We start from the raw sequence: 20,864 nt of genomic DNA, 5'->3' as shown, positions 1-20,864 counted from the left end.
GAACATCAATTAATTCGGCTATTTGACCCTGCATTCATGAGTACATAATAGCTTCTCCAACTATAGCTTGCTCAAATAAATAGAATTAACACTTTATTCTATGTAATAAGGGGGTAAGCCCTTTTAGAGGCACCCCTATATCTTATTAGCGTTGTAAAAAGTACTTCTCTGCATTATTGTAACCAATATTTCTAACCATTTGCTCAAGATATTCACTATCATTCGGAGCTAGTCCTCTTTCTACCCATTCACCTAAAAGGTTGCAGAGTATACGACGGAAGTATTCATGACGCGCATAAGAAAGGAAACTGCGGGAATCTGTTAACATACCAATAAAGTGGCTTAACAAACCTACATTTGCGAGGTCCTTCATTTGTCTTTCCATTCCATCGATATGGTCGTTGAACCACCACCCAGAACCAAATTGAACTTTTCCAGGAACGCCTTCTTCGTAGAAATTCCCCATCATCCCTGCAAGGACAGGATTGTCTTTAGAATTCAGGTTAAATAATACCGTTCTTGGTAAAGCATTTTGTTGTTCAAGAGTATCAAGGAATCGAGATACACCTTCAGCAAAATTAGACTCACCCACAGAATCAAAGCCTGTGTCTGGACCAATTAGCTCTTTCATTTTTGTATTGTTATTTCTTAGTGCACCCATGTGAAGCTGCATGACCCACTGTTTTCCAGCATACATTTTTCCAAGCTCAGTTAATAGGAACCAGCGATAAGCAATCAGTTCATCATTAGAAAGCTGTTCATCGTTCAAACCTTTTTTGAAAATAACTTCAATTTCTTCCTTAGTGGTTTCTACATATTCCATTCTTTGAATATCATGATCGGATGCACGGCCGCCATTTTCATGGAAGAAATCAACACGCTGCTGCAGCGCATTTAAGAAACCATCGAGTGAATCTACTTTAATTCCAGAAACCTCTTCTAATTTCTCAGTCCAGCTGATAAATGTTGGACGCTCAATGAAAAGCGCTCCATCTGGACGGAAAGTTGGTGCAATAATAGGAGTAAAAGTTTCGTCATTTTTTAATAAACGATGGTATTCTAATGTTGAATTAGGATCATCCGTTGTCCCTATAAATTTAACATTTGATTTCGCAATAAAAGCTCTTGCTGTGTAATCTGCACTTTTTAACTTTTCATTACATTCATCGTAAATTTCACGTGCAGTGGAAGGGCTTAGTAACTTTTCAATTCCAAAGAACATTTTCAACTCCATGTGAGTCCAATGATAAAGCGGGTTGCCAATCAAATTGGGGACAGTTTCTGCCCATGCAGCAAATTTCTCCCAATCCGATGCATCACCGGTGATATATTTCTCGCCAATACCGTTCATACGCATCGTACGCCATTTATAATGGTCTCCACCCAGCCATAATTGAGTAATATTTTCATAGGACTTGTTTTCCCAGACCTCCTTTGGATCTAAGTGGCAGTGAAAGTCAAAAATCGGTAAACCCTCTGCTGCATTTTCATATAATTTTATGGATGTTTCTGTATCTAACAGGAAGTCTTTGTCTAAAAAATTTTTCATTCGAAACCCTCCAATTACTAGTATTTTCTGTAAACCCTTACAAATTTATTAGATAATATCATAAAAAAGATTCTCTTAATTTGTTTAGTAAACAAATTAATTACATTACTAACTTATCATGTTTAATTTGTTTAGTCAATTGACAGTTAATATTTTTTTGCTATTCTTCAGAGACCTATATGAGATAACCTGTTATACTATTGTTATAGTAGAAAAGCTGCTTGAATGGAGGACACAAATGATTACCGGTGACGCATCATATATAAAAAAAATCAATCGCTCGATTATTCTCAGAGAGATTGTTAAAGAAGGTTTAATTTCTAGAGCAGACTTATCAAAGGTTACAGCTCTTACACGTGCGACCATCTCCGCACAGGTTGCCGATTTAATAGAAGAAGGACTAATTATAGAAACGCAGCTTGAGCATTATTCAGTTGGAAGAAAGCCAATCATGCTTTCTTTAAACGGTGAGGCAGGTTATGCTCTTGGAATTGATCTTGATTATGACCATATTACTTTCACAGTTTCTGATCTTAAGGGAACTCCGGTCATCTCTAAAAGGATTGATACAAATACGACAGACTACAGTGAGATATTAAATCTCTTAATTGAGAATATAAAAGTGTACAAATCTGAATACGCTTACAGTCGGTATGGAATTATCGGAATTGTTATTGCCATTCACGGTCTAGTTGGAAAAGATGAAACCATTCATTATGTACCACGCCTGCGATGGAATAACATTACCCTTAAGAATGATATTGAACGACATATCGATATCAACGTATTTATTGAAAACAATGCGAATCTAAGTGCTTTTGCGGAACGGGTATATGTACATCATGAAACAGATAACTTATTATCTGCCACTCTTTATTCCGGTATTGGTCTGGGAATGATGATGAACAACGATTTTTTCCGCGGCCATGATGGTTTTGCTGGTGAGATTGGCCACATGATTGTTGTTCCAAACGGAATACAATGTAATTGCGGAAATAAAGGCTGCTGGGAAAGATATGCATCTGAAAATGCACTATTCAAGCATTTATCAAACACAAGGAAAATGAAATCTATTACGTACGAAGATATTCAAAAATGGCTTGCTGAAGGTGATGAAGAAGTACATCAATTGATGGAAGAATTTATTTACTACCTCTCAATTGGGTTAAACAACATGATCAACATGTACAATCCTGACATGCTTGTACTTGATAGTGAATTACTGCGAATGTACCCGAATTCTCTCGATAAGATAAGAGGAAATTTAAATTCTTCCATTAGCCATTACCGCGAGCTTCAAATATCTACAATTGGCAGAAATTCGGTTCTTCTTGGAGCCTGCGCTTTTGCAATAAAACATTTCTTAGACGTTCCTATGTTGAACTTCAAATATGATACTCAATCAAATAGTATTGCAAGCGTTAACATCTAGATTATGAATTTATGATTCACATAACAAAAGCCCCTTTCAACTTCTGAAAGGGGCTTTTGCGACGGCAGATCTAATCCTCAAAATAAAAATAAGGCTGATATGTCTTTGACATATCAACCTTATCCAAATATTAAGCTTTTCTTTTTGCAGCTAAATCAATTGCAAGTTGTTCTGTGCGCTTTTTGTTTAATGGGTATAAGAATACAATCATTAGGAATACTGCACCAAGGACAACTGCAGGTACTAAAGTACCAAGTGTATGAATTCCTTTTAACGTTTCCTCTGTTTGAGTTTGTGCACCTGCAGTGTAACCAACTGCAGCAATCACTGCACCACCAACACCACCGGCAACCGCTTGACCAATTTTACGAGCCATTGAATAGATTGAGTAAACGGTACCATCCTCACGCAAACCAGTTAAATATTCATGATAATCAATTACATCTGTTACGAACGCCCAAACAACAAGGTTGAATACACCATAACCAACCATTGCAATGGTTAAAACACCAATGAATTGCGTTGCTGTTAGATTTGGAAGGAAATATAAAACTACATATACAAGAGTCGCTAATAATAAACCGCCTGAAGCTACTTCTTTTTTACCAAATTTCTTTACTAATGGCTGCACAAATGGCATAGCCACAAATACTGCAACGGATTGAAGTAAACCAACCATACTTAACGCTTTTGCATTTCCAAAATAATCCTTAAATAGATATACGTTAACTGTACCAATCAACATAAACACGATCATGAATGTTAAAGCTGCAACAAGGAAAACCATTAATGGTTTGTTCTTAACAAGCCCTTTCATTGTTTTGCCCATGTTAACCTTTTGTTTATTCGTTTCATCCATGGTAATACGTTCAATAGATAACTTATAGCAAGCCATATAACAAGCAATCGCTAGTGCGCCGAAAAGTAATGCAGCATAAAGGAAGCGATTCGCATCTGGTTTATTGTTTACAAATAAAATCATTGGGCCAGCAACGTTTATAATTAAACCTGCCAGGTTACCACCTAATGTTCTCCAGCTGGATAAAGCTGTACGTTCAACAGGATCAGCTGTGATTACAGAAGCCATTGAGCCATAAGGAATATTAACAGTAGAATATAATGTTCCCCAGATAATATATGTTACATATGCATAAGCAAGGTAGAATCCATCAGACATTCCAGGAATTTTTACGAACATCAAGATACCAAGGATTACAAGCGGGAATGACATCCTGAAAATCCAGGGTCTAAACTTACCTTGAGGTGAAGCTTTTCTTGTATCAATGAAACGTCCCCATGTTACGTCAGCAAAAGCATCCCAAAGGCGTGCAATCATAAATAATAGACCTACTTGAGCCGGATTGATATGGAAAATATCCGTATAAAACACCATCAAGAATGATGCAACTAAAATAAAGAAGAAATCGTTTCCAAAATCACCAAACAAATATCCTAATTTATCCTTCATGCCGAATGGACGTACTTCTTTACCGCCATTCTGCGGGGCTTCTACTTTTTGTTGTAGTGCTCGTGCCATTATTAACCCTCCTAGTAAATCGTTCTAAACTAATAAAATGTAATCCCTAAATAATTGCTTAAATGAATTGAACCTATTTTATGAATCCCTTTACAAAAATACTCAATAATAAATTTTGACTTCTCGAGAGTGTTTAAAATTACCAATTAATTTGTTTAATGAACTAACAAACTAACTGTATACATAGAATATCACCGTCGACAAAATTCGTCAACAATATTTTGTAAGCGCAATACAAATTTTTTTCATTATTTTTGGAAGTTTCCAATTAAAACAATTGAGCATCTGAGTTTATCAATTCAAACACCTTTTAAACTGTGATAGGATAAATTTAGTAATGAATATACTTCCAAATAGTTTTACGAAAATGGAGAGGAGTGAAATTCGATGCTTCAGCGTCCAACAGAAAGCGAATATCCAAATTATTATCAGCCATATATTAAATTGGTTCCAGATGGCGGTATTGTACAGACTTTACAGGAAAATCTCTTAGCGGTGGTTAAACTTTTTGAGGGAATATCAGAAGAAGATGGCCTCCAACGGTACGCTCCAGGAAAATGGAGTGTGAAAGAAGTTCTCGGACATATCATTGATACGGAAAGAATTATGAGTTACCGTCTAATGCGTGCAGCCCGCGGCGATCAAACACCTCTGGCTGGATTTAACGAAAATGATTATGTTCAAGCGGCACAAACCAACAGTCTATCAATGGAAGCAATCCTTGAAGATTTCAAAGCAACAAGAAACGCATCCATCACGCTAATCCAAAACATCCCTATAGATGCATGGGCAAACAAAGGAAACGCAAACGGCATGGAAATCACCACAAGAGCCATCGCCTACATCATCGCCGGACACGAAATGCACCACCGCAAAATCGTCGAAGAGAGATACTTAAAATAGTAATGGTGAAGGTGCATCTACCTCGGTGCCTGTCACCACTCGTGGACACTGTCCACCTGGGGTGGACAGTTCACCCCTCTGGCAGACATTAAAAGCCATACAGTCAAGTGGACTGTATGGCTTTTGGTTTATCCCATTTTGGTTCGGGCTGCTGCTGGCTGATATTTTCTCATTGGACCATTTTCGAGTACTTCTTGAAGATAGAGGTTTCCGTTTGGACTTGTTTTTTTGAGCAGATCCATCAGGTATGTAATATCATCGAGTGCTCTATGTGTTTGGTAATTTGTTATTTCGTGTGCTTGCAATAGTGTCAGCAACTTGCCATTAGGAAAACCATAGTTCTTCCATTTAACACCGCGCATGGTGCAATACCACTTTAAATCATTCACTTCTGGGTACATATGAAAGAGAAAACTGCGGTCAAAGGAAGCATTATGAGCAAAAACGGAATCTGCACGATGAAAGTACGTTTTAATCTTACTATCGAAGAAGCTCTTCCCTGCTACTAATTCATAGGGAATCCCATGAACTTGGTACGCACGGTCATAGTTCCTTCTAGCTGTACTGGTAAGAGGTTCTCGTAAGAAAGAATCTTCTTCAATGATATCCTGGATTTCCCCTGTATCTGTTCGATAGGAGAACAATTTCAGTGCAAGTTCAATCACTTCATCAGTAGTCGGCCCTAAGCCTGTTGTTTCAACGTCCAATACTAATCCTAACTTCTCTAGTTTTCGCATTCATTTCATTCCTTTAATCAAGTATATTACTAACATTATAACATCTTATTTAAAAAAGAAGACTTGCCAATTGGCAAGCCTCCCTGAGTTTATAAAAAATCGTATTGTTTTCTAAGGTTTCTGCAATCCTGGTAACTTTTGGTCAACTCATTGAGATGCTGAGCTCCCTATTTTATTGGATATCAGCGATTATCGTATTATATCGGCGTTAAGTCAGATTATCCGCTTCCCTGTATCCCGACTAAAATTTAGATATCACGCATTCCATGAATAAATGCTTTAATAATCATTACCAAACTTTCATTTAAATCCAACTCCATTTTAAAACCGCCCCGCTGCTCTAATGAGGAAAACCCATGTAAAATGCTCCTCAGCCCTCTTACCGCATGTAATGCCCGATCATCATTTAAATCATAGTACCGTAAAACAGTGACAGTTAATTCAACAACTTTAGCACCAGCCTGCTGAACCTCTTCATCCCCCATTTTAGGCGCCATTAATGTTGCTTCATAAATCCCTGGGTGTCTCCGAGCAAAATTTACATAGGCTTTACTAATAGCAAGCACTGCCTCGTCTCCAGCTACTCCAATTGCTGCATGCGCTAATTCCTCATATAGCAGATTAATTCCGTATATGGCCATTTTTTTTCGTAATCCGGCCAGCCCATCAAAGTGGTTATATAATGAAGGAGGTCTAATCCCTAGTTGTTTCGCCAAGTTAGCCAATGTAACTTCCTGCATTCCTTGCACATCTGCAATTTTCCCTGCCACATCTAGTATGGCAGTTATTTCAAGTCCGACTTTAGGTCTCGGTGACATTTCTATAAACTCCCTTTATTTCAATTTCTGCTCTAAATTTCGAATGGCCTGTTCCATTGCCCCGCTTGGATTCTCGACCATTTCTCCATGTCCAACAGCAAGGACACTTGGTTGATAGTCTGCTAATTTCTTCGCACTAGTCAGTGCAGTTTCCTTGCTCCATGTACCAAATGCAGGAAACGGAAACCATGGTTTAATGTCTCCTGCCACCGCCATCCCGCCTCGAGTTTGAAATGCGTCCCCTGCAATTAGTGCCTTCGTTCTTGTATCAAAAAAGGACATTGACCCTGGTGTATGTCCAGGTGTTTCAATTGCTGCTAAGGATCCAACAAGGTCGCCTTCCTTCAATAGTACATTCGCTCTCGTTTTCATCTTTTTAGGAACTCCGCCTTTTATCGCTGTTTGGTGTTCATGCCGATCTAGTGAAATATCACCATTCATTAATCTGTTATCTCTTATAGAAATATAGACAGGCACGTCACGAAGTTCCTCTTTTATCTTATCAAGTGCACCTACATGATCTTCATGGGCATGCGTTAATATTATTTTAGTAATCGGTTTTCCAACTTCTTTCGCTGCTTTTACTATCCCCTTCATACTATAAGGCAGCGCTGCATCAATCAAGGTTAACTCCCTGTCTTCCTCCACTAAATAACAATTGACTGGAAACATATTCGCTAAAAACGTCACCTGGTATAAATAACCGTTCTTTATCACTCTCATTTTCAGCTCTCTCCCTTAACTATTAACATTAGTTTTATATTAACTAATTATATTAGTTTTATCAAGTAATATTCCTTTATTATTGATAGGAACTGTTAAATGTTTTCACTGTGTTTGGAACATAAGCGGAGAATTTCCGTTTAAATTAGGAAATACACATATTTCCTTAAAGATAAGCGGAGTTTTTCCGCTTATTGTTTCTAAACCCTTGTAATTTGCCTTATTTCAAGCTGTTAAGCGGAAAATCTCCGCTTATTACTGCTTCTTAAGGTTCCTCTCTAAACAATAGACGGAAATTCTCCGCCTATGAATTCTCAACCCTCCACGAAAATCAGCAAGGAATAATTATAGAGAGCCTTTTGATAAAGCCATCCTCATTTTTTACCCTATAATGAACTCCAGCAAGCAGGTGTTAACAATTTGTTCAAAACTTTTTTACAGATATGTGAAATAGTGAACAATCTACACTCATATCAAGATAAATTTGTTATATTAGCAATGTAGTAATTATATAAAACTTATTTAACAAGGAGATGCTTCATAAATGTTTATGAACTTTTTAAGGGAAAATAAAATTGCAGCTGGAATATTGACAGTCTTACGTTTATACCTTGGCTATTCATGGTTCACAGCTGGTTTTCATAAAATCACAGGCGGATTCGATGCTTCTGGCTTCTTAAAAGGAGCAATTGCGAAACCAGTTACAGGTCCAGACGGCAATATGGTTTATGGCTGGTACGTTAACTTTTTAGACAGCTTTGCACTGCCAAACATTGATGTGTTCAACTTCATTGTTCCTTGGGGTGAAACATTAATTGGTTTAGGACTATTGTTAGGTTGTTTAACAACAGCAGCGATGTTCTTTGGATTAGTGATGAACTTCTCTTTCTTCTTAGCAGGAACTGTATCTCATAACCCAACTGATATTTTATTAGGCTTCATCATCTTAACTGCAGGCTACAACGCTGGCCGCATTGGTCTTGACCGCTGGGTGGTTCCGTTCATCCGTAAAACTGTTTTAAAAGGAAACGGAAAAGAAACAGCTAGACAGCACGCCTAACAAAAAAGGTCGCCTTAATCATAATGATTGAGGTGACCTTTTTTTTAATAGCTATTATCTTCTTCTCCACTTTCAAAACCTACTCGTTCTTGATACCAATTTGTTATTTGGGTGAGTATCGCAAATACGAGGAAGAAATTCATGGCCCATACGTTAATGAACGGTGCTAAACCTCCGAACTCAATACCATGATATCCCTTTAGTTTCATGACAATCAAGCTTTCAATAAAAATTAGAACAAAACCCAAAACACCCGCAACAGCCATTCTAATCATTTCCGTTCCCTCCGTCTCTACCCATTAGGTTTATCTTATTTCCCATATTTTAAAATTACATTTTTGACAATTCTGTGAACACTTATAACCCTATTATATGGCAAAATACGAGGAAACACCATTACGAACATTAATTTTTTACAAAGAATCTCTATTTATTTAATTTCTCTTCCAACGATATAACGATGTTAGGAAAGTTAATAAAGAAGTATAAATGAGGAATGTATAAAAGTTAACAAAAATCGGATTTGTGTATAGATTCAGCCAAGGGAAATGATAAATTCGAGATTGCTCATTAGTGGGGGAACCGCCTAACTTTTGAATGAGTTCGTTATAATAATCATACTCTAATGCACATGCAGCAAAAAAGATAAGTAAGGAACAGACGATCAAATTACGCCAAACAGCCTTTTTAAAAGCAGCCTCCTTAAGATTTAGAAATAATTCATACCCAAAAAGGGAAAATGTCAGCAGAACAAATGGATAAAGGAGAATGGCAGGATTACCGCTGCCGCTAAAGATCTCAGGGCTATATGAAAATTCCTTTACCATTAAAATTGCAATTAAACATAGCAGGAAGTATATAATTAATTGTCTGGATAACATCCTATCCCCCCTATTAATTAAATTCATAATGAAAATGCCCTATTGATTATATATTCAACAAAAAAAGCGTTATTCCCTTAGCTGTACAGAGGTTAGGAGAAACTTACCCTTATCTATCAATAAAAAATTAAGTGAATGAGGTATTGCAGTTGAGAAATCACATCTTAACGGTACTTAAACAAATAGAAAAAGACTATGAAATCAGTATCCTATATGCTTGTGAATCAGGAAGCCGGGCATGGGGTTTTCCTTCTACTGACAGTGACTATGATGTACGCTTTATCTATGTCCATAAAAAAGAATGGTATCTCTCCATCGATCAGCGGCGGGATGTGCTGGAGGTTCCAAAACATGATAAGCTTTCCATTCATGTAGACAAGCTCCTAGACTTAAATGGCTGGGAGCTGACCAAGGCGTTACGATTATTTCGCAAATCCAATCCTCCTCTGCTGGAGTGGCTTCACTCGAGCATCGTTTATTACCAAACGTCCACTGCCATTAAGAGGATGAATGAGTTGGAAAGCCAGGTTTTTTCTCCCGTTTCAGGTATTCATCATTATTTAAAAATGGCAAAAGGTAATTACCGGGATTATTTAAACCGAGAGGAAGTTAAGATAAAAAGATATTTCAACATATTCCGTCCGCTTTTGGCTGCGAAATGGATTGAAAAGCACGGTGTATTTCCCCCAATAAAATTTACTGAACTCCTTGAAGATATCCTTCCAACTGGGGCGATTAGAGATATTTTAGATGACATAATCAAGCGCAAGATGGCTGGTGAAGTTCTTGACCATACTCCCAGAACACAGATGATTAATCCATACGTAGAAGCTGAGATTGAGCATTTAGAGCAATATGTACAGGAAATATCAGCTGATAAACCCAACCCAACCGAACTTTTAAATCAGTTATTTCGAGATACACTTGATGAGGTTTGGGGATAAAAAAAGAGCCAATGGCTCTTATTTTATCCTCACCTTCTCATTACCTGTGATCCAAGTCGGGAAAAAGCTAACTTCTAGGCTAATTGGACTTGTAAACTCCTTCAGATTAGGGATATTTACACGCAGTTCAACTTCACCTTCATGATCCAGCATTTCTGTTTGTTTAGGTGTAATTTCTTCTCCATTCCCATCTGTAATTCCTCCAAATGGAAACGCATTAAACTCCTCTTCAGTTTGAAGCTTAAACATAAGATAATCTTCTTCTACCTTGAAATCATACAATTGATTTCCCGATGGTTTCTTTAAAAGTTGTTCCTTATCTGTATCTACCACTACGAAGGCTTCACTCTTATCCACCGCCTGAATCTTATTTATTTCTAAGTACAGCCTCTCTGGATTGTTAAAGTAGTTGCTTTGCAAATATAGTATCGCTTCATTTTCAGAAATTCTGCTTGCAGATACTCCATTATTTATTTTATTCCATACTTCACCATTTTCATCTACCAGCATAATATCATCGAAGTTAAGCAGTTTTTTAGAATTAGCTGGGTCCATTTTTACATGAACAGCAACTCGTAAAGGATAGATATCTGCTTCAACAAACGTTATTTTTTGTCCTTCAATCATCACACTTTTATTTATTTTGTATGTTTTTTTCGTCATTATTTCTTTTTCTAATGAGAAAGAGAGTTTATAGTCTTCCGTTTGTTGATCACTTTTCACCTTTATTTTGATTTCAAAATCTTTTTGGACAGGCAGGCTGTCAAAGAAGTATTCAAGCGAACCGTTATAAGAAGTTTCTCCTTCTTCAGAAGCATGGTGGGTTTCCATTGATGCAGAGCTCCAGTTCAGCTTCTGACCATTCTGATCAAGTAATCCCACTTCTTCAAGGATTACCTCCTTTTGCTTTTCAGCAGATTCAATAGAATAGAATAGGACCAATCCATTCTCATCGGCAATAGCTCCATCTATTGTAATTTTAAGGCCGTTTTTTTCTTGTGAAACACCAATTTCCTGATAATACTCATTTTCAATGGCCAGCATACGACCCTTGTCACCACGAAATAATTCTATTACCTTTTCCATGCCTGGGATGTCTGCAACATAAGCTGCGAATGCTGGGGAAAGCTTAATAGATGTGAAAAATCCAAAGAAAAGAATAGCCGCTGCCATAAAGCTGAAGAGCATTTTTCTATTTCGCGGTTTCTTACCTTTTTCTGCTTTGGCTTTTTGAAAACCGGTTAGTATGGCTTCATCTAATAAATCTAGCGGCACTTTGATATCATCATAGGAATTCTTATATTCTGTTAATTTTTCTTCCTCCCTCTTATACATTTACATTTCCACCCTTCTCTTCTAACTTTTCGCGAAGTGACTTTAAAGCTTTATTCAACCACGTCTTTACTGTTCCTTCCGGACGCTGCATGGAATCGGCAATGTCCTTTATCTTCATATCATGAAAGTATTTTAGAGTCAGAATTTCTCGTGACCGTTCGTCCAAAGCAAGCATAGCGTCTTCAATCTCCAAAGTTACATAATCATCCGTACTGCCCTGGAAAGTCAAAACCTCATCACCCAGTACTACACGATTTTTCTTCTTCAACTGATCATTGCAATAATTAATCATAATGCGAATAAGCCATGTCTTAAAATAAGAGGCTTCCCGAACGCTGCGTATATTTTTATAAGCACGGTAGGTAACTTCTTGAATAGCCTCCAGTACATCTTCTTCATTTTTCAAAAAGGAGTATCCGGTTTTATATAAATCTATCTTGTACAGCTGTATTAAGTTTAAAAATGCTGTATCATCACCTTCTATAGCACGCTGTACTGTTTTTTCATCATTCATGTACGCTCCCGCCCCTCGAGTCCCTGTGAACTAAATATTAGACTACTAAGCAGGAAAAAGGTTTTATTTTTTTAGGGAAAATTTTGTTTTATTTTAAGAAGGATTGAAATTCTCATTAAAAACGAATATTATATATAGGTTATTAAAAAATGTTCGTGTTTTGGAGGAATCCTATGTTTAAGCTTAAAGAAAATCGCACAAATACAAAAACGGAACTGCTTGCAGGTATCACAACCTTTTTTACTATGGTTTATATCGTCGTGGTTAACCCTGTAATCCTTGCAGACGCAGGTGTTCCATTTGAACAAGTCTTCACAGCAACGATTATCTCTGCAGTTGTTGGGACACTTTGGATGGCATTATTCGCAAATTATCCAATCGCCATTGCACCAGGTATGGGGCTTAATGCATACTTCGCCTATTCTGTTGTTGGCGGGGGACAAAATATTAACTACGAAACAGCTTTTGCAGCTGTGTTTATTGCCGGAATTATTTTTGTTATCTTGTCATTAACACCCTTTAGAGAAAAATTAATTGATGCTATTCCAGAAAACCTGAAGTATGGAATTTCTGCTGGGATTGGCTTGTTTATTGCATTTATCGGGTTGCGCATGACTGGGATTATTACGGCTCATCCTACCAATCTTGTAGGATTGGGTGACCTGCAATCTCCTTCTGCCCTGCTGGCAATCGTCGGATTGGCCATAACATTGATCCTTATGGTGCTTCGAATCAATGGAGCTTTATTTTTTGGAATGGTCATTACCGGACTCATTGCCTTTTTTACCAATCAACTTTCGTTTGATCAAGGCTTTGTTTCATTACCTTCTCTTCCTGAAGGTTTAATAGTAGGCAATCCTTTAACAGCTTTAACTGATGTCATTGAGCACAGTTTATATGCAGTTGTCTTTTCGTTTATTCTGGTAACAATTTTTGATACTACCGGAACAATGATTGGTGTTGCAAACCAGGCCGGATTAATGAAAAATGGAAAATTTCCGCGTGCCCGTCAAGCCTTGCTTTCTGACTCGGTTGCAACATCAATCGGAGCCATGTTTGGTACAAGCCCAACAACTGCCTATATTGAATCAACATCTGGAGTTGCTGCAGGTGGACGTACAGGTTTAACCTCCCTTACGGTTGCTGTCTTATTTATTCTTTCGGCATTCTTTGGTCCTCTCGTTAGTGCTGTATCAGGGATTTCTGCAATTACTGCTCCTGCCCTTATTATTGTCGGCAGTATGATGATGGGAAGTATTGCAAAAATTAAATGGGACGAGTTAGATGAGGCTTTTCCTGCATTCCTTGTAATACTGAGTATGCCGTTAACATCCAGTATCGCGACCGGAATTGCAATGGGTTTCATCAGCTATCCGCTTTTGAAAATTGCAAAAGGAAAATGGCGTGAGGTTCACCCGCTTCTATATATTTTCGCCGTATTATTCTTTTATCAGCTTGCATTCTTACCACATTAAAAAATGGGGCCCAACTACTAGGTTGGGCTCCATTTCATTATGTTAAGTCAAAATTACACTTATGAGTGACCGCTTCTACCTTTTTTATAAGATTACGGGTTCTCATCACACTTATGAGTGACCGCTTCTTCGCTTTTTTTAAGGCTGCGGGCTCTCATCCCTCTTATGAGTGACCGCTTCTTCGCTTTTTTTAAGGCTGCGGGCTCTCATCCCTCTTATAAGTGACCGCTTCTTCACTTTTTATAAGGTTAAGGGTTCTCATCCCTATTATGGATGACCGCTACCTCACTTTTTTAAGGCTAAGGGCTCTTATCCCTCTTATGAGTGGTCACAACTACTAAGATGGGCTTTAAAACTTATTTGGGAACTGCTTCATTATTCCTTCAGCAAGGAAATCTGACATATGCATTAGATGTTCTTGATTTTTGTCTAAGGCCGTAATATTCGCATTCCAGTCCTTATTGAGTTTAGCTGCCACACCATCCGCAATCAGCTTTAAATGCATATACATCATGTCATTTAATTCTTTTTTATTGTAATTTGGATTGGCAGCAGTTAATAAGTTCGTAATATCATCTGCATTTTTAAACCATTCTGCATTGTATCTTTTGAAATCTGCCTGATTCCCGCTTTTCGCTGCAGCCACCACATTACCCGCAATTTGAATATGCTCTCTTAACAATTGACCAAGTTTATTGCCAGCTTCCTCTCCATAAAAAGGTTTAATAGCATTTCCTAAATCGTCCTGGTTTTTCAATAGTCTTGTAAGCACCTGCTCCTGATCCTCTAGCCCTGCAAGTGAACTTACTACAAACTTTTCTGTCCAAAAAGCGTGTTCATTCCAAAGATGCCTCATATCAACCCTAAGTTGGACAGCTTTTTGACTTAGCGGCCGTGTTTGCGTTGGCGATTGTCGCTGGTCCTTTTTGTTCCCTTCCGCATTAGCGAATGCCGGGAAGATTAATACAAATGAAAGAAACAAAAGCATGAATTTCTGTTTGTTCAAAAAATCATCTCCTAATAATAAATTGATTCTGGCAAATTTATTATTAGATTTTTTATCCATTTTCACTCAGTGGAAAAAATTTTTTTCATCTTCATAATTTCCACATAACTTCTCTATAACTTCTACAAATGTTTATCTTATTATAAAGATAACTTATTTAGGACTTAGGTTTTTGGAACCTTATTTCTTAAAAACTTCCCATAATTTGATTGGTACTCATGTGCCAATCCCTTTTTTTGCCTAAAATTCATCTTCATAAATTCCACATAGCTTCTCTATAAGTTCTTCAAAAGTTTATCTTATTATAAAGATAACTTATTTGAGTCTTAAGGTTTAAGGAACCTTATTCTTAAAACTTCCCATAATTTAGCTTGGTACTCGTGTACCAAGCTCTTTTTTTGCCATTTTTAATATTTTTCAAAACAAAGGGTTGGTGACAGGCACCAACCCTTTACTTACTTAATATAGCTAACCTGATTTCTCCCACTGTTTTTACACTGGTATAACCCTTTATCCGCACGATTTAATAAAGAATCAATACTGTCTCCTGTTTTTGAGTTGGTTACTCCAAAACTTGCAGTAAGGTTTCCGGCCCCTTTGAAACTATATTCCGCGACTGCCTTCCTTAATTTCTCGGCAAGGTTAACGGTAACTTCACCAACTGTATTAGAAATGATGATGAACTCTTCTCCGCCCCAACGTCCAAAAAGCTCTCGATTAGTAAGCTGTATTTGGATAAGTTCAGCTAACTCTACAAGGACTTCGTCACCGATTTTATGGCCATAGTTATCATTGACTGATTTAAAATGGTCTATATCAAAGAAAATAATAGAGAATCCCACTTTTTTATCTTTAAATACCTTGAGCTTCTTTTCAAGCCATTCATCAATCAGCAAACGATTTGCAATTCCAGTTAAGGAGTCATAGTAGGCATGCTTTTTAAACATTTCAAGATCGGCAAAAGTCCTAAACACATGCTGGGCATAGTAAAGAACGATAATGTAAACAAGATTCGCAAAGTAATACTGTCCTAGCGAATCGATTGATTCTGAGGAAAGACTATTTAGATACAAGATTCCCGAAACAAAAGTTGTGAGAAATATGATAATGGAATAATATAATCCCCGTTTAGTTCCTAAAGTTAAGAAAAAGAACAAGGTAATAATCGGCATCCAGATGATAAAATCTCCCAACGAACCGCCTGATACCACCATGTAGTTACGAACAGCATCAAAGAACGTGGTTATATGATAAAAACTGACTAAAGCTAAATTGGAGTATTCGGAAAATCGGACAAAAACTCTCTTGTATAGAAAAAACCAACTAATGGTGAACCAAATTGCTAGAGTGTTATTGATGGTTAAATCAAATTTATTTACTCCGTCAATATTTTGTAAAAGTGTATTAGAAATGAGAGCAATGATTATACAAGGTAATACCCACAGATAAATGCGTATCTTAAGCTCTTTAAGTGAATCAAAGTTTTTTATCAAAGAAATTCATCCTCCAACTACTCTAAATCGCTTAATCCCTATGTGCCAGCCGTTTCCCTGTCTCCTTTCATTTTCTCCATTATTTTAAGTAGTATCTACATGTATTCATATTATAGAAAAAGTAGTGACCATACAGAGGACACTACTTCTAGTTACTATTATATCAGACATATTATAAGGAAAACTATATAGTACTAATTGTAAAAATTGATATTACTAAATTACCTATTTACCTTTGTATAGTCCCTTCCTTTATGGATACATTAATTAAAAAAGGGAAATGTTATGGTAGGTCTTTTAATCGCAATTTTCGCCTTTAACTACTTGGGTTTTAAAACGAATAAATTGCTATCAGGCAATCAAATTCTTCATATTTGGTTATTTACGATTGCCTTTCAAGTGCTATTCGATCTTTTTATTGAATTTAAATATCATGCCTACTGGTACTTTGACAAAGACTTAGATTGGCGGGGCATACTCCCTCATGTGTTTCTACTTCCACCGGTAAATATGTTTTTTTTAATTGGTATCCTCATAAGAGAGGATGGGTCAAACAACTCTCTTATTTAGCAGTTTTTGTTATTGCCATATTAATATACGAGGTCATCACCCTGCTTCCTGAGCCATGGGGATATTTTCATTATGGCTGGTGGAAACTATGGCATGCCGCTATCCTTGATCCCATTCTGCTGCTTATCTTATTAGGATTCTATAAGTGGATTTGTCATCTTGAAAAAAGAGCTTGTTGTTAAACCGAAAATGCTTTTAACATCTATCATGCCGGTGACGGTTACAGGTAAATTCTGTTTTTAGTTTCATGAACTTATACATAACATTCGCGTGTCTTCCCTTTCTTGTACAAGGATTTATTTTGGACCGCAAGCAATCCATAAATCTCTTATCACAGTAACAAGGGGAGTTTCCACGTTCAAGACAAAGGTCATGTTTGTAACAGCAGGAATCTACATCATTTATAGGTGCTCCTGGTCCGCTGCATCCCGGCCCGCACCATCTATACCCTGGAAAAATACAGAGTGAAAACGGACTTTTTCTACAACTCATATTTTTTCATCTCCTTTTATATAAAATATGATGATATAGAAAAATGGGGACATGCTCGTATCACGGACTATTAAAAAAATAGGGCGATGATGAGTTGCGTACGGTTCTCATTGAGCCATCAAAAAGAGGAAGTCATCAAGACTCCCTCTATAAACCAAATAATTTCTCAACTTCATTTTTTAACTCTTTTAATAACTCAAAAGTGGATTGTGCAGCCAAACTCTCAACAACATTGGTATAATACCACTTTTGCTGCTCTTTTCCTGCATTAAATCTATCCCAAACCTCTTCCCCAACTAGTTCATAATCTCGAATGATTGAAGTGATATTATGAAGTTTATCTGCACAAACAACAGCTCGGATATCCTCTGAAGCTGTTTTTAAAAATGCAATGGTATATTCTTTTCTATCTTTCCAAGGTAGTGATTTATCAGGTTCAGAACTTCCCTCGACGATTTTAGCAATTTCTGCCCCAAATTCTCTTTTTATATCTTCAATGGTTAATGCTGTGTCCTCAACAGTGTCATGTAAGATTCCTGCTGCAACGATTTCCTCACTATACCCATTTTTCAACAACAACATTCCCACTGCGACAGGGTGGGTGATATAAGGGATATCGGTATTTTTCCGATATTGCCCTTCATGATTCTTACTAGCTAACTGCAGCGCTTTTTCGATTACCTTCATTTTGACCATCTCCTAATCCTGGTAACTTCTACAGTCCCATTTTCACCTAATTTCCACATGGTAAACCAAATCTCCTTCTAATGCTTTTTTTATTATTATTTCGATAGAAAATATGTACATTTTGTCCAATCACATTTTTTTGTACAAGCATATTTTATAGTACAAGTGAAAGGAGGGATTTGAATGTCAAGAAGAAGACGTCGTGACGAAGATGTTGCTGGAACTGAAGACCGTAACAGAGGCTGTCGTGGCAATGGCAATGTTGGCGGAGCTGAAGATCGCAACAGAGGCTGCCGTGACAATGGCAATGTTGGCGGTGCACAAGACCGCAACGATGATAGAAGAGTTGTGATTAATGCTGATGAAGTTGTTATTCGCGCTGATAGAGTTATCGTTGTTGATGAAGAAAACAGAAGAAGAAGAGATGATAGAAGAGACGATAGAAGAGACGACCACAGATGCGGCTGCAATCGCAGAAGAGGCGATAGAAGAGATCCATTCTGGTGGGTATAATTGATTCTTCCAGGGAATAAATAACTTCCCTCAGGCTGGTGAGAAAAAATTTCTCACCAGCCTGTTTTTGTTTACCCTAAATATCAATAGATATGGTAAATTTATGTAAAAGATAATACAGAATTAGAGGTGGAATCGTGTTAGAAAAGTTTACTGTTTATATGTCCTCATTCGATCAAGAAAGAATGATCAGAGTGTATCTGCCTAAGAGTTATCAAGAATCAAACAGGCGTTACCCAGTCTTGTATATGCACGATGGGCAAAATGTTTTTGAAGATGAAGGTGCCATTAAAGGGGTGTCCTTAGGATTAAAAGATTATTTAGATCAAACCAATTTAGAAATAATCGTAGTAGCCATTGACTTAAATGCTGAAGGTGAAGAAAGAATTAATGAATATTGTCCATGGATAAATGGTGCTATAGCAGAAAAAGTCATTGGCCGCCCCTGCCTATCAGGAGGGAAAGGCGAATTATATTTAGACTTTATCGTAAAGGAACTTAAACCTTTAATAGACGATAAATACCGAACGCTTAAGGATCATACCTCAATGGCAGGAATTTCATTGGGCGGTCTTATTTCTACATATGCAGCCGGCCGTTATCCGCAAATTTTTAAAAGAATTGCTGCGTTATCACCAGGCTATTACCGCAACCAAGAGGAACTCGAGGTATTCGTTAAGAATGCCGAATTTTCAGGAGTTGATAGATTTTATGTAGATTTTGGAACTCATGAAATTAGTGACGATCAAGAACTTAATAACCAGTTTACCGAGATGATTCAATCCATTTATGAAATGGTGAGCAGTAAAATCGCTGATACCCGCTATGAAACTATTCAAAATGGTGAGCACAACTATACTTCTTTTAAAAAGAGAATTGGGGAAGTAATCTCTTATCTTTATTCAGATTTGTGAGCTTTAAGAAGGTATGGTCGAGGATGACCATACCTTTTAATGTTCTATCTATTCAGTGGGTATAATGACCGAAAATACTGCTCTTTTCATTTTTGGGTCACTATAAACCTCTTTTAGTTCCCCAAACTCCTGGCCTTTTCACTTTTCGGTCACTATAAACCTCTTTTAGTTCCCCAAACCCCGGACCTTTCCACTTTTCGGTCACTATAAACCTCTTTTAGTTCCCCAAACTCCTGGCCTTTTCTCTTTTCGGTCACTATGAATTTCTTTGTAACTAAGGCACCCCTCATTTACGAATTTATCTAAAAAGGTTTTAAGATCATTAAGGCAATAATCACTATGAAAATGGCATTTTCCAGGTGTTCATAGCGGAAAAGAATTTTTGATATGCGATAGTACTCTTCAGGGATTTCCTCACCCTTATGTGAAGCTAATAATGCCTTTACGGGTTTAGACCTTGGCGATAAGACTAGCGGACCGATTGCCAGTGCAGCTAAAAAGAGAATAAGACTTGTTACATACCAGCCCATTCGAAATAGACTTGGATTCATAAAGCCCATTATTAATCCAGTTACGAGTAAAAGCGTACCGCCCACCATTACAAAGATATGCAGCTTATGTCGAATGGCATAGGAATGCCTTAATTCTGTCATTGTTTTTCCCGACTTTACCACTGTGGTTAAAATAAAACCCGGACCCATCCCTATAATTGCCGAAAAAATATGTAAAACTACTATAATTTTATAGAAAGTCATTTGATCAACCCCCATTATCTTGACTTCACTATTTTAACATAATGGTGGTTGAAACAGTTTTTATGTCCTTATTCTGTCAAAAAACTTTCTTTTTTTTAATGATATAATATAGGTAAATTAGACAGAAGGGGCAGTCAACATGAGTAAAATTATTAAATTCCTGTATATCATCGTCGGTTTTATTGCCCTGGGTTTAGGCGTTTTGGGTCTTGTTTTACCAGTGTTACCGACAACTCCTTTACTTCTTTTAGCATCCTACTGCTTCGTAAAGGGATCTGAACGATTTGAGCACTGGTTTAAAGGGACAACTCTTTATAAACGTCATTTAGAGACTTTTGTAAAAGAGAGGGCCATGACGTTAAAACAAAAATTGACGATTTTGTTATTTGCTGATGTGATGATCGCCATTCCCTTCTTTATCCTAGAAAGCTTATTCGTCCGGCTCATGCTTGTACTGATTGTTTTTTATAAATATTATTACTTTATCTATAAAATAAAAACGGTCTCAGAACCAAAATAACCGAGA

The 20,864-nt window shown here is 37.2% G+C and carries 22 protein-coding genes; 9 read left to right on the top strand and 13 right to left on the bottom strand.

The window, feature by feature from the left end; all coding sequences use genetic code 11:
* Window positions 1-145: 145 nt before the first annotated feature.
* Window positions 146-1,549, bottom strand: a complete 1,404-nt coding sequence (gene uxaC / locus H0184_RS23440; protein ID WP_221829013.1) for a glucuronate isomerase — start codon at window positions 1,547-1,549, stop codon at window positions 146-148.
* A gap of 238 nt (window positions 1,550-1,787) precedes the next feature.
* Between uxaC and H0184_RS23435 the strand changes: the two genes are divergently transcribed.
* A complete protein-coding gene (locus tag H0184_RS23435; RefSeq protein WP_221829011.1) occupies window positions 1,788-2,981 on the top strand; it encodes an ROK family transcriptional regulator in 1,194 nt (397 codons plus the stop codon).
* Window positions 2,982-3,111: 130 nt separating this feature from the next.
* Here H0184_RS23435 and H0184_RS23430 read toward each other — a convergent pair whose 3' ends face one another.
* Window positions 3,112-4,518, bottom strand: coding sequence for an MFS transporter (locus tag H0184_RS23430; RefSeq protein ID WP_221829009.1), 1,407 nt, complete (start codon window positions 4,516-4,518; stop codon window positions 3,112-3,114).
* Between the two features lie 387 nt (window positions 4,519-4,905).
* Between H0184_RS23430 and H0184_RS23425 the strand changes: the two genes are divergently transcribed.
* Entirely contained in the window at window positions 4,906-5,421 is a 516-nt protein-coding gene (locus tag H0184_RS23425; protein WP_221829007.1) for a DinB family protein, read from the top strand.
* A gap of 128 nt (window positions 5,422-5,549) precedes the next feature.
* On the opposite strand, the gene H0184_RS23420 is transcribed toward H0184_RS23425, so the two are convergent.
* The 3 genes from H0184_RS23420 to H0184_RS23410 all read right to left on the bottom strand — a co-directional run bounded on the left by H0184_RS23420 (window position 5,550) and on the right by H0184_RS23410 (window position 7,699).
* Window positions 5,550-6,158 (bottom strand): exonuclease domain-containing protein, encoded by a 609-nt coding sequence (locus H0184_RS23420; protein ID WP_221829005.1) that lies wholly within the window; start codon window positions 6,156-6,158, stop codon window positions 5,550-5,552.
* Between the two features lie 248 nt (window positions 6,159-6,406).
* Complete coding sequence (locus H0184_RS23415) at window positions 6,407-6,976, bottom strand: TetR/AcrR family transcriptional regulator (RefSeq protein ID WP_221829003.1); 570 nt, start codon at window positions 6,974-6,976, stop codon at window positions 6,407-6,409.
* Window positions 6,977-6,991: 15 nt separating this feature from the next.
* Window positions 6,992-7,699, bottom strand: a complete 708-nt coding sequence (locus H0184_RS23410; protein WP_221829001.1) for an MBL fold metallo-hydrolase — start codon at window positions 7,697-7,699, stop codon at window positions 6,992-6,994.
* 544 nt (window positions 7,700-8,243) lie between these two features.
* Between H0184_RS23410 and H0184_RS23405 the strand changes: the two genes are divergently transcribed.
* Entirely contained in the window at window positions 8,244-8,759 is a 516-nt protein-coding gene (locus H0184_RS23405; RefSeq protein WP_221829000.1) for a DoxX family membrane protein, read from the top strand.
* A gap of 44 nt (window positions 8,760-8,803) precedes the next feature.
* Here H0184_RS23405 and H0184_RS23400 read toward each other — a convergent pair whose 3' ends face one another.
* Window positions 8,804-9,034: a hypothetical protein gene (locus tag H0184_RS23400; protein WP_221828998.1), complete on the bottom strand. Its 231-nt coding sequence runs from the start codon at window positions 9,032-9,034 to the stop codon at window positions 8,804-8,806.
* Window positions 9,035-9,193: 159 nt separating this feature from the next.
* Entirely contained in the window at window positions 9,194-9,640 is a 447-nt protein-coding gene (locus H0184_RS23395; RefSeq protein WP_221828995.1) for a hypothetical protein, read from the bottom strand.
* Window positions 9,641-9,789: 149 nt separating this feature from the next.
* Here H0184_RS23395 and H0184_RS23390 point away from each other — a divergent pair, with 149 nt between their 5' ends.
* On the top strand, window positions 9,790-10,584 hold the full coding sequence (locus H0184_RS23390; RefSeq protein WP_221828993.1) for a nucleotidyltransferase domain-containing protein: 795 nt from the start codon (window positions 9,790-9,792) through the stop codon (window positions 10,582-10,584).
* 18 nt (window positions 10,585-10,602) lie between these two features.
* Here the strand turns inward: H0184_RS23390 and H0184_RS23385 are convergent, their stop codons facing one another.
* Both H0184_RS23385 and H0184_RS23380 read right to left on the bottom strand, forming a co-directional pair.
* Window positions 10,603-11,919, bottom strand: a complete 1,317-nt coding sequence (locus tag H0184_RS23385) for a DUF4179 domain-containing protein (protein ID WP_221828991.1) — start codon at window positions 11,917-11,919, stop codon at window positions 10,603-10,605.
* The gene (locus H0184_RS23380) at window positions 11,912-12,433 is read right to left on the bottom strand and encodes a sigma-70 family RNA polymerase sigma factor (protein ID WP_221828989.1); all 522 of its coding nucleotides are present in this window, start codon (window positions 12,431-12,433) and stop codon (window positions 11,912-11,914) included. The genes H0184_RS23385 and H0184_RS23380 overlap by 8 nt, the downstream gene beginning before the upstream one ends.
* A gap of 173 nt (window positions 12,434-12,606) precedes the next feature.
* Between H0184_RS23380 and H0184_RS23375 the strand changes: the two genes are divergently transcribed.
* Window positions 12,607-13,908 carry an NCS2 family permease gene (locus H0184_RS23375; RefSeq protein WP_221828987.1) on the top strand — a complete coding sequence of 434 codons (1,302 nt, stop codon included), beginning with the start codon at window positions 12,607-12,609 and terminating at the stop codon, window positions 13,906-13,908.
* A 349-nt stretch (window positions 13,909-14,257) separates the two neighbouring features.
* Here the strand turns inward: H0184_RS23375 and H0184_RS23370 are convergent, their stop codons facing one another.
* Together H0184_RS23370 and H0184_RS23365 are read right to left on the bottom strand one after the other, a co-directional pair.
* Window positions 14,258-14,914, bottom strand: coding sequence for a glycosyltransferase (locus H0184_RS23370; RefSeq protein WP_260631754.1), 657 nt, complete (start codon window positions 14,912-14,914; stop codon window positions 14,258-14,260).
* 455 nt (window positions 14,915-15,369) lie between these two features.
* A complete protein-coding gene (locus H0184_RS23365; protein ID WP_221828985.1) occupies window positions 15,370-16,407 on the bottom strand; it encodes a GGDEF domain-containing protein in 1,038 nt (345 codons plus the stop codon).
* 285 nt (window positions 16,408-16,692) lie between these two features.
* Here H0184_RS23365 and H0184_RS28040 point away from each other — a divergent pair, with 285 nt between their 5' ends.
* Window positions 16,693-16,977, top strand: coding sequence for a hypothetical protein (locus H0184_RS28040; RefSeq protein ID WP_313771820.1), 285 nt, complete (start codon window positions 16,693-16,695; stop codon window positions 16,975-16,977).
* 639 nt (window positions 16,978-17,616) lie between these two features.
* Here H0184_RS28040 and H0184_RS23355 read toward each other — a convergent pair.
* Window positions 17,617-18,156, bottom strand: a complete 540-nt coding sequence (locus tag H0184_RS23355; RefSeq protein WP_221828983.1) for an HD domain-containing protein — start codon at window positions 18,154-18,156, stop codon at window positions 17,617-17,619.
* Window positions 18,157-18,339: 183 nt separating this feature from the next.
* On the opposite strand from H0184_RS23355, the gene H0184_RS23350 reads away from it, so the two are divergent.
* On the top strand, window positions 18,340-18,669 hold the full coding sequence (locus H0184_RS23350) for a hypothetical protein (RefSeq protein ID WP_221828981.1): 330 nt from the start codon (window positions 18,340-18,342) through the stop codon (window positions 18,667-18,669).
* A 137-nt stretch (window positions 18,670-18,806) separates the two neighbouring features.
* On the top strand, window positions 18,807-19,583 hold the full coding sequence (locus H0184_RS23345) for an alpha/beta hydrolase (RefSeq protein ID WP_221828979.1): 777 nt from the start codon (window positions 18,807-18,809) through the stop codon (window positions 19,581-19,583).
* Between the two features lie 302 nt (window positions 19,584-19,885).
* Here the strand turns inward: H0184_RS23345 and H0184_RS23340 are convergent, their stop codons facing one another.
* Window positions 19,886-20,338: a DUF2269 family protein gene (locus H0184_RS23340; protein ID WP_221828977.1), complete on the bottom strand. Its 453-nt coding sequence runs from the start codon at window positions 20,336-20,338 to the stop codon at window positions 19,886-19,888.
* Between the two features lie 139 nt (window positions 20,339-20,477).
* Between H0184_RS23340 and H0184_RS23335 the strand changes: the two genes are divergently transcribed.
* Window positions 20,478-20,858, top strand: a complete 381-nt coding sequence (locus H0184_RS23335; RefSeq protein WP_221828975.1) for a DUF454 family protein — start codon at window positions 20,478-20,480, stop codon at window positions 20,856-20,858.
* Window positions 20,859-20,864: the final 6 nt, after the last annotated feature.

This window comes from Neobacillus niacini, from assembly GCF_019749295.1.
GTDB lineage: Bacteria > Bacillota > Bacilli > Bacillales > Cytobacillaceae > Neobacillus > Neobacillus niacini_D.
The sequence above is the reverse complement of the archived record's forward strand: the minus strand, read 5'-3'. Positions and strand labels throughout refer to the sequence as shown.

Coding starts and splice junctions, on each gene's coding strand:
- H0184_RS23420 (WP_221829005.1), bottom strand. CDS start 6,158: ATGCGAAAACTAGAGAAGTTAGGATTAGTATTGGACGTTGAAACAACA.
- H0184_RS23395 (WP_221828995.1), bottom strand. CDS start 9,640: ATGTTATCCAGACAATTAATTATATACTTCCTGCTATGTTTAATTGCA.
- H0184_RS23425 (WP_221829007.1), top strand. CDS start 4,906: ATGCTTCAGCGTCCAACAGAAAGCGAATATCCAAATTATTATCAGCCA.
- H0184_RS23430 (WP_221829009.1), bottom strand. CDS start 4,518: ATGGCACGAGCACTACAACAAAAAGTAGAAGCCCCGCAGAATGGCGGT.
- H0184_RS23350 (WP_221828981.1), top strand. CDS start 18,340: ATGTCAAGAAGAAGACGTCGTGACGAAGATGTTGCTGGAACTGAAGAC.
- H0184_RS23400 (WP_221828998.1), bottom strand. CDS start 9,034: ATGATTAGAATGGCTGTTGCGGGTGTTTTGGGTTTTGTTCTAATTTTT.
- H0184_RS23380 (WP_221828989.1), bottom strand. CDS start 12,433: ATGAATGATGAAAAAACAGTACAGCGTGCTATAGAAGGTGATGATACA.
- H0184_RS23335 (WP_221828975.1), top strand. CDS start 20,478: ATGAGTAAAATTATTAAATTCCTGTATATCATCGTCGGTTTTATTGCC.
- H0184_RS23355 (WP_221828983.1), bottom strand. CDS start 18,156: ATGAAGGTAATCGAAAAAGCGCTGCAGTTAGCTAGTAAGAATCATGAA.
- H0184_RS28040 (WP_313771820.1), top strand. CDS start 16,693: ATGGTAGGTCTTTTAATCGCAATTTTCGCCTTTAACTACTTGGGTTTT.
- uxaC (WP_221829013.1), bottom strand. CDS start 1,549: ATGAAAAATTTTTTAGACAAAGACTTCCTGTTAGATACAGAAACATCC.
- H0184_RS23385 (WP_221828991.1), bottom strand. CDS start 11,919: ATGTATAAGAGGGAGGAAGAAAAATTAACAGAATATAAGAATTCCTAT.
- H0184_RS23340 (WP_221828977.1), bottom strand. CDS start 20,338: ATGACTTTCTATAAAATTATAGTAGTTTTACATATTTTTTCGGCAATT.
- H0184_RS23435 (WP_221829011.1), top strand. CDS start 1,788: ATGATTACCGGTGACGCATCATATATAAAAAAAATCAATCGCTCGATT.
- H0184_RS23405 (WP_221829000.1), top strand. CDS start 8,244: ATGTTTATGAACTTTTTAAGGGAAAATAAAATTGCAGCTGGAATATTG.
- H0184_RS23410 (WP_221829001.1), bottom strand. CDS start 7,699: ATGAGAGTGATAAAGAACGGTTATTTATACCAGGTGACGTTTTTAGCG.
- H0184_RS23415 (WP_221829003.1), bottom strand. CDS start 6,976: ATGTCACCGAGACCTAAAGTCGGACTTGAAATAACTGCCATACTAGAT.
- H0184_RS23375 (WP_221828987.1), top strand. CDS start 12,607: ATGTTTAAGCTTAAAGAAAATCGCACAAATACAAAAACGGAACTGCTT.